This is a genomic window from Burkholderia theae (genome assembly GCF_048565265.1).
GTDB classification, from domain to species: Bacteria; Pseudomonadota; Gammaproteobacteria; order Burkholderiales; family Burkholderiaceae; genus Burkholderia; species Burkholderia theae.
The window spans coordinates 3,711,030-3,718,748 of sequence record NZ_CP183461.1 but is presented as its reverse complement, the minus strand read 5'-3'; the positions used below and the strand labels follow the sequence as shown (position 1 = coordinate 3,718,748).

Below are 7,719 nucleotides of genomic sequence, written 5' to 3'. Positions count from 1 at the left end.
TGAGTAACGGCCTGCAGCGCAGCAGCCTCGCAGCGCCCCGCCGGCCGGGCTCTTGGCCCGCCTCCACCGGGGCGGTCAAACCAGTATTGTGCCTCAAAACCGAACCGCCCCCCTTAATTTGGGGCGGATGCCGAATTATCAAGCGCGCCCGCGCGCTCAGCCCTTCAGCGTCTGTTCCAGCACGTGCAGCTCGTGGTTGAGCTGCGCGTCCTTGCTGCGCTCGTCGGCGATCTTGCGCACGGCGTGCAGCACGGTGGTGTGATCGCGCCCGCCGAACAGCTCGCCGATTTCCGGCAGGCTCTTCTGCGTGAGTTCCTTCGCGAGGTACATCGCAATCTGCCGCGGCCGCGCGATGTTTGCCGGACGCTTCTTCGAATACATGTCGGCGACCTTGATGTTGTAGAAGTCGGCGACGGTCTTCTGGATGTTCTCGACCGAAATCTGCCGGTTCTGCACGGTCAGCAGGTCCTTCAGCGCTTCCTTGGTCAGCTCGATCGAGATCTCGCGGCCGTGGAACTTCGAATACGCGAGGATCTTGCGCAGCGCGCCTTCAAGTTCGCGCACGTTCGAGCGCAGGTGCTTCGCGACGAAGAACGCGACGTCCTCCGACAGGTTCACGCCTTCCGACTGCGCCTTGCGCATCAGGATCGCGACACGCATTTCCAGCTCGGGCGGCTCGATCGCGACGGTGAGGCCCGAGTCGAAGCGCGAGATCAGGCGATCGTCGATCCCCGAAATCTCCTTCGGATACGTGTCGCTGGTGATGATCACCTGCGCCTTGTTCGCGACCAGCGCCTCGAACGCGTAGAAGAATTCTTCCTGCGTGCGCGACTTGCCGGAGAAGAACTGGATATCGTCGATCAGCAGCAGGTCGAGCGAGTGGTAGTAGCGCTTGAAATCGTCGAACGCCTTGCGCTGGTACGCCTTCACCACGTCCGACACGTATTGCTCGGCGTGGATGTAGCGGATTCGCGCGCCGGCCTTGTCGAGCAGCAGCTGGTTGCCGATCGCGTGGATCAGGTGGGTCTTGCCGAGGCCGACGCCGCCGTACAGGAACAGCGGGTTGTACGAGATGCCGGGGTTGTCGGCGACCTGGATCGCGGCGGCGCGCGCGAGCTGGTTCGCCTTACCGGTCACGAAGTTGTCGAACGTGAGCACCGGGTTCAGCTTCGAGCGCTCGTACATCGAATCGGCTTCGCCGCCGGACGGCGCGGCGCCGGGGCCCGGGCGCCACGTGCGGCGGCCGGCGGCCGCTTCGTGCGCGGGCAGGCTCGGCAGGTCGATATCGGCGTCGTCGGCGTTCAGGTGGTGCGCGGCGGCAGCCGACGGCGTCATCGGCACGCTGGACGGCGCGGCGGGCGCAGCGGCGGCATTTGCGCTCAGGTTCGCGGCGATCGCGGCCACCATGGCGGCCGGGCCGGTCGGCTGCAGCGGCGCGCGCGGGGCGCCTGCGCCCGGTGCGCCGGCCGCGGCGCTGCGCATGCCGGCTTTGGGATCGAGGACGAACTGGACTTCGATCGGCGCATTCCAGAAATCCCGGGCCAGATCGGAGATCCGGCCCGAAAACTGGCTCTTGACCCAGTCCAGCTTGAAACGGTTCGGCGCGGCGATGGACAGCGTGTTCGCCGACGCATCGAAGGCCACCGGGGCCAAGGGTTTGATCCACGTCACGTACTGCTGGGGCGTCAGCTCGCGCTCCAGCAGTGCGGAACAGTGTTGCCAGAAATCGTTCATCAAGTAACTGTCGTTTTTTGCATGCACAGCGCGGCTCGCAGGCGCCCTTGTCGCGATCGCGCAACAAGGCCCGAAGCGGTCGTGCGAGCGTGCCTCGGACGCCTGCGTCACAGTCGTGCAGAGGCAGGCGAGCGCCGAGGCGGCGTGCGGGATTCTTGGAGATAAGGCGAGATTCTAACGCCAAACGCCGCCACAGCGGGACTTATCCACAGGCTGTGATGGTGGGTCGCAGGGCCGGATCGGCCGGGGCTGGCACAGGCGGACGACTCCTAAGGTATTGACCGCCAACAGAAAACCGGTTTAAATAGCGGGTTCCGCGAAAACCAATCCTGTATTCCCGGCGATTGCGTTCGCCCGAATGCCTCCGGTTAAGGGCACGCGGTCCCCTGAATTTCGACATTCTCGAACAAGTGAGAACATCATGAAACGTACTTACCAACCGTCCGTGACGCGCCGCAAGCGCACCCATGGCTTCCGTGTCCGTATGAAGACGGCAGGTGGCCGCAAGGTCATCAACGCTCGCCGCGCGAAGGGCCGCAAGCGCCTCGCCATCTAAGGCAGGTTGCGCGCTGTGTCCGCCGTCCGCAGTCCTGCGGAAGGTGCCGTCGAGCCGGGTGCGAATCCGTTGCAGACGAAAGCCGCCTTCCCGAAAGCTGCGCGACTTCTGAAAACGGATGAATTTTCATCCGTTTTTCGTTTGCGCCCTTGGCGGCGCTCCGCGCACTTCGTGATCTACGGCAAGCCGACCGGTCAGCCCGCGCGTCTGGGGCTCGTCGTCGGCAAGAAGTACGCGCCGCGTGCAGTCACGCGTAATCTCGTGAAGCGGCTGGCGCGCGATGCATTTCGCGTGCGCCGGGCCGAATTCGCCGGTTACGACCTGCTGCTGCGGCAGCACACGCGCTTCGACAAGAAAGCGCTGCCGAGCGCGGCTTCCGCCCCGCTCGCGGCGATGTGCGCGGCCGAAATCCGCGAACTGCTCGACAGGGCGGTCCGGGAAATCGCTCGCCGCGCGTCGAAGCCCGCGTCCGAGTGACGCATCCGTCCGCGGTGCGGCGTTCGCGCCCGCCCGGCCGGTTTTGACGCGGCGCCGAACGGCGCCGCCCAAGGTATGGAAACGGTATTGATCGCCTTGCTGCGCTTCTACAAGGTTGCCGTGAGCCCTCTGCTCGGCAACCGTTGCCGTTTTTATCCTTCCTGTTCGGATTACGCGCGCGAGGCAATCCAGTATCATGGCGCCGCGCGCGGCACGTATCTCGCCGTCAGGCGCGTGTGCCGATGCCATCCGTTTTCCGCGGGCGGCATCGACCTCGTCCCGCCGCCCAACTCCGACACTCGCGCTCACGGCGAAGCCGACGCGCGGTCCCATCGACTCTGAGACAACGCATGGATATCAAACGCACCGTCCTATGGGTGATCTTCTTCATGTCAGCTGTCATGCTGTACGACAACTGGCAGCGGTCCCATGGACGCCCGTCGATGTTCTTCCCGAGCGCTACGCAAACGGCCCCCGCGGCTGCTGCCGGCGGCGCATCGGGCACGGGCGCGACGACGACGACCGCAGGTGACGTGCCTGCCGCCGCAGCCGGCACCGCACCGTCGACGACGGCACCGGCCGCACAGGCGCAGCTCGTGAAGTTCTCGACCGACGTGTATGACGGCGAAATCGACACGCGCGGCGGCACGCTCGCGAAGCTGACGCTGAAGAAGCAGGGCGACGGCAAGCAGCCCGACCTGTACATCACGCTGTTCGACCACACGGCCGGCCACACGTATCTCGCACGCTCGGGCCTGCTCGGCGGCGACTTCCCGAACCACAACGACGTCTACACGCAGGTGAACACCGGCTCGACGTCGCTGACGGGCGACCAGAACGCGCTGAAGCTGTCGTTCGAATCGCCGGTGAAGGGCGGCGTGAAGGTCGTGAAGACCTACACGTTCACGCGCGGCAGCTACGTGATCGGCGTCGATACCAAGATCGACAACGTCGGCACGGCGCCTGTCACGCCGACGGTCTACATGGAACTCGTCCGCGACAACACGGCCGTCGAAACGCCGATGTTCTCGCACACGTTCCTCGGGCCGGCGGTCTACACGGACGCGAAGCACTTCCAGAAGATCAACTTCAGCGACCTCGACAAGAACAAGGCCGACTACGTGACTTCCGCCGACAACGGCTGGGTCGCGATGGTGCAGCACTACTTCGCGTCGGCATGGATTCCGCAGCAGGGCGTGAAGCGCGACATCTACGCGGAGAAGATCGATCCGACGCTGTACCGCGTCGGCGTGAAGCAGCCGGTCGCCGCGATCGCGCCGGGCCAGTCGGCCGACGTGCAGGCACGCCTGTTCGCCGGTCCGGAAGAAGAGCGCATGCTCGAAGGCATCGCGCCGGGCCTGGAACTCGTGAAGGACTACGGCTGGGTGACGATCATCGCGAAGCCGCTGTTCTGGCTGCTCGAGAAGATCCACGGCTACGTCGGTAACTGGGGCTGGGCGATCGTGCTGCTGACGGTGCTGATCAAGGCCGTGTTCTTCCCGCTGTCGGCTGCGAGCTACAAGTCGATGGCGCGCATGAAGGAAATCACGCCGCGCATGCAGGCGCTGCGCGAACGCTTCAAGAGCGATCCGCAGAAGATGAACTCGGCGCTGATGGAGCTGTACAAGACCGAGAAGGTCAATCCGTTCGGCGGCTGCCTGCCGGTCGTGATCCAGATCCCGGTGTTCATCTCGCTGTACTGGGTGCTGCTCGCATCGGTCGAAATGCGCGGCGCGCCGTGGATTCTGTGGATTCACGACCTGTCGCAGCGCGATCCGTTCTTCATCCTGCCGGTGCTGATGGCCGTGTCGATGTTCGTGCAGACGAGCCTGAACCCGACGCCGCCGGACCCCGTCCAGGCGAAGATGATGAAGTTCATGCCGATCGCGTTCTCGGTCATGTTCTTCTTCTTCCCGGCCGGCCTCGTGCTGTACTACGTCGTGAACAACGTGCTGTCGATCGCGCAGCAGTACTACATCACGCGCAAGCTCGGCGGCGTCAAGAAGAAGCCGGCCTGACGCCCGGCGCACCCGCGGGCGGCGAGCCGCCCGCGATGCACGCAAAAAAAGCCGCATGGTTCGCCCATGCGGCTTTTTTGTTTCCTGGTGGCGGCGCGTGCCGTTCCCGCTCAGGCTTTCTTCGCTTCGATCTTCGGCTCGCCGTAGAACTGCTCGATCAGTTCCTGAACGAGGTAGCGCTGATGCGGAGACAGCGCCTCGATCTTCGACGCGAGTTCGATCGTCTCGGGCGTCGGCGGATAGCGCTCGTCGCGCGGCAGCGGTTGCGGCGTCGGGTGTTCGATCACGCTCGGCGACGGGCCGTAATGCAGCCAGTGCAGTTCGACGCGCAGCCATTCGGCGAGCGTTTCGAGTTTGTCCGACGTCGGAATCGTGCGGCCCGTCAGCCATTTGTGCGCGGTTTGCGGCGAAACGGGATGCGTTCCGCGGTGGCGCAGATTGAATCGGTTCGCAAGCTCCGTCGCGCCGGTGACCTTCTCCGGGCTGCGCCGCAGGGCGAATTTCAGGCGTTCCGAGAACGCGGCTTTTTCTTCGGATGTCGGCATGGGGGAGATTGTGCAATTCCACCGCCGCGTTTCAGACAACCATATGAGATAAACGTATCTTATTCGGACGAATCCCGGCCTTCACCGGGATGGGTGGCGAAATTGAGGGACGCAGCGTCAAGCCGCTCCGGCAGGCATACTTGTCCGAAACGGTGGCTGTGACATTGCGTTGGACTGATACTCGACTTATCCCCGGCGGGATAAATTCGGGCGAGTCCGAATCCTGCGTGGCGGCCGATGGCGTGTGGGCCGGCACGCTACAATGCCGGCGTTCCGATGCCCGAACTGTTGCGCGGGCGCACCACTCACTGTCTGACCACCCGATTCATCCGATTCCCATGCTCGCTACCGATTCCGATCCGATCGTCGCCATTGCCACTGCTGCCGGCCGGGGCGGCATCGGTGTCGTCCGCGTGTCGTTCGGGCGCGGCGGCGAGGCGGCCGCGTTGCCCCTGATCGACGCGTTGTGCGGGCAGAAGCTCGCGCCGCGCCATGCGAGCTACGTGCCGTTTCTCGACGAGCACGGCGCGCCGCTCGACCGTGGCATCGCGCTGTATTTCCCGGCGCCGCACTCGTACACCGGCGAGCACGTGCTCGAGCTGCAGGGGCATGGCGGGCCGATCGTGATGCAGCTGCTGCTGCAGCGCTGCCTGGATGCGGGGCGCGGCTTCGGGCTGCGGCTCGCGGAGCCGGGCGAGTTCACGCGGCGCGCGTTCCTGAGCGACAAGCTCGACCTCGCGCAGGCCGAGGCGGTTGCCGACCTGATCGAGGCGAGCACCGAGGCGGCGGCACGCTCGGCCGGGCGGTCGCTCGACGGCGCGTTCTCGCGGCAGATCCATGCGCTCGTCGACGACGTGATCACGCTGCGGATGCTGGTCGAGGCGACGCTGGATTTTCCGGAAGAGGAGATCGACTTCCTGGAGGCGGCAGACGCGCGCGGCAAACTCGCGAAGATCCGCGCGCAGCTCGTGCACGTGCTTGGTGACGCGCGGCAGGGCGCGCTGTTGCGCGAGGGGCTGTCGGTCGTGCTCGCGGGGCAGCCGAACGTCGGCAAGTCGTCGCTGCTGAACGCGCTGGCCGGCGCCGAGCTGGCGATCGTCACGCCGATCGCGGGCACGACGCGCGACAAGGTCGCGCAGACGATCCAGGTCGAAGGGATTCCGCTGCACATCATCGATACGGCCGGGCTCCGCGAGACGGAGGATGAAGTCGAGCGGATCGGTATTGCGCGCACGTGGAGCGAGATCGAGCGCGCGGACGTCGTGCTGCATCTGCTCGATTCGCGCACGGGGCTGACGCCGGATGACGAGGTGATCGCGGCGCGGTTTCCGGGCGGCGTGCCGGTGGTGCGCGTGCTGAACAAGACGGATCTGACCGGCGTGCCGGCTTGTGTCGAGCATCCGGCGGCGGAAGGTGATCTGACCGAGGTGCATCTGTCGGCGAAGCGCGGCGACGGGATCGACATGCTGCGCGCGGAGCTGCTGCGGATCGCGGGGTGGCAGGCGGGGGCCGAGGGCGTGTATCTCGCGCGCGAGCGGCATCTGATCGCGCTGCGGGCCGCGCAGGAGCATCTCGCGCAGGCGGCGGATCATGCGGAGCAGCGCGCGCAGTCGCTCGATCTGTTTGCGGAGGAGCTGCGGCTCGCGCAGGAGCAGCTCAATGCGATTACCGGGGAGTTCACTTCGGATGATCTGCTGGGGGTGATTTTCAGCAGGTTTTGTATCGGGAAGTAAGAGGGGGCGCAAAACGCTGCTTGACGAGAATGGTCCGACCAATACTTGGACAGCAGAACACTTCGGCGTCCCCATGGCGACAATGAAGTGGGCCGTGCAGACTAGCTGCAGGTGCGGGCGCGTTGCGAATAGCCGATCGATAAGAGACGGGGGGGAGGGATATATATACCGAGTTATCACCACCGTCACCCCTCGAAAAAGCCACATATACGTCGTTATAGCTATACCAGGACATTTCAGGGGTGGATGTGCTAAATGTGTGCTGCGCCAGCAACTTTCCGGTGCGCGCACTGTATACGCGATCAACGTACTGGGAGTTTCCGCCTGGAACCCAGATTAGAAGACATAGATTTGCAATATACTTGCCATCTGGAGATATCGAATTTTTTGCACTCTTCTCCATGTGGGGTGCGATCGATGACGAGAAAAGCCTACAAGCACGATAGCGAGCAGTGCGCGGGAAGTTTTTAAAATTACAAAATCACTTCGAGGCGATGTGTTGCTTGATTTGTTTTTCGTATTGCTCATGGAAGATTGATCCGTGGGAATGCCAGGAGCATATCGCTGGTCGGAGTAGATGACAAACTCCCGGCAGCCTTGCGCTGCAAGCTGCAACCAGTCGTGACAATTCGCAAGCATTCTCCAAATGCGCGGAA

General features: G+C 64.3%; 7 protein-coding genes. 5 read left to right on the top strand and 2 right to left on the bottom strand.

What is annotated here, in order from left to right; genetic code table 11:
- Nucleotides 1-156 precede the first annotated feature (156 nt).
- Nucleotides 157-1,734, bottom strand: a complete 1,578-nt coding sequence (gene dnaA, locus ACN22W_RS17550; protein ID WP_419685619.1) for a chromosomal replication initiator protein DnaA — start codon at nt 1,732-1,734, stop codon at nt 157-159.
- Between the two features lie 421 nt (nt 1,735-2,155).
- Here dnaA and rpmH point away from each other — a divergent pair, with 421 nt between their 5' ends.
- The 4 genes from rpmH to yidC all read left to right on the top strand — a co-directional run bounded on the left by rpmH (nt 2,156) and on the right by yidC (nt 4,785).
- Complete coding sequence (gene rpmH, locus ACN22W_RS17545; RefSeq protein ID WP_004198824.1) at nt 2,156-2,290, top strand: 50S ribosomal protein L34; 135 nt, start codon at nt 2,156-2,158, stop codon at nt 2,288-2,290.
- Nucleotides 2,291-2,305: 15 nt separating this feature from the next.
- Entirely contained in the window at nt 2,306-2,767 is a 462-nt protein-coding gene (gene rnpA, locus ACN22W_RS17540; RefSeq protein WP_048244765.1) for a ribonuclease P protein component, read from the top strand.
- Between the two features lie 75 nt (nt 2,768-2,842).
- Nucleotides 2,843-3,109 (top strand): membrane protein insertion efficiency factor YidD, encoded by a 267-nt coding sequence (yidD, locus tag ACN22W_RS17535; RefSeq protein WP_175964357.1) that lies wholly within the window; start codon nt 2,843-2,845, stop codon nt 3,107-3,109.
- 8 nt (nt 3,110-3,117) lie between these two features.
- Nucleotides 3,118-4,785 (top strand): membrane protein insertase YidC, encoded by a 1,668-nt coding sequence (gene yidC, locus ACN22W_RS17530; protein ID WP_419685586.1) that lies wholly within the window; start codon nt 3,118-3,120, stop codon nt 4,783-4,785.
- 110 nt (nt 4,786-4,895) lie between these two features.
- Here yidC and ACN22W_RS17525 read toward each other — a convergent pair whose 3' ends face one another.
- A complete protein-coding gene (locus ACN22W_RS17525; RefSeq protein WP_048244762.1) occupies nt 4,896-5,330 on the bottom strand; it encodes a transcriptional regulator in 435 nt (144 codons plus the stop codon).
- Between the two features lie 338 nt (nt 5,331-5,668).
- Here ACN22W_RS17525 and mnmE point away from each other — a divergent pair, with 338 nt between their 5' ends.
- Complete coding sequence (mnmE, locus tag ACN22W_RS17520) at nt 5,669-7,063, top strand: tRNA uridine-5-carboxymethylaminomethyl(34) synthesis GTPase MnmE (RefSeq protein WP_419685584.1); 1,395 nt, start codon at nt 5,669-5,671, stop codon at nt 7,061-7,063.
- Nucleotides 7,064-7,719: the final 656 nt, after the last annotated feature.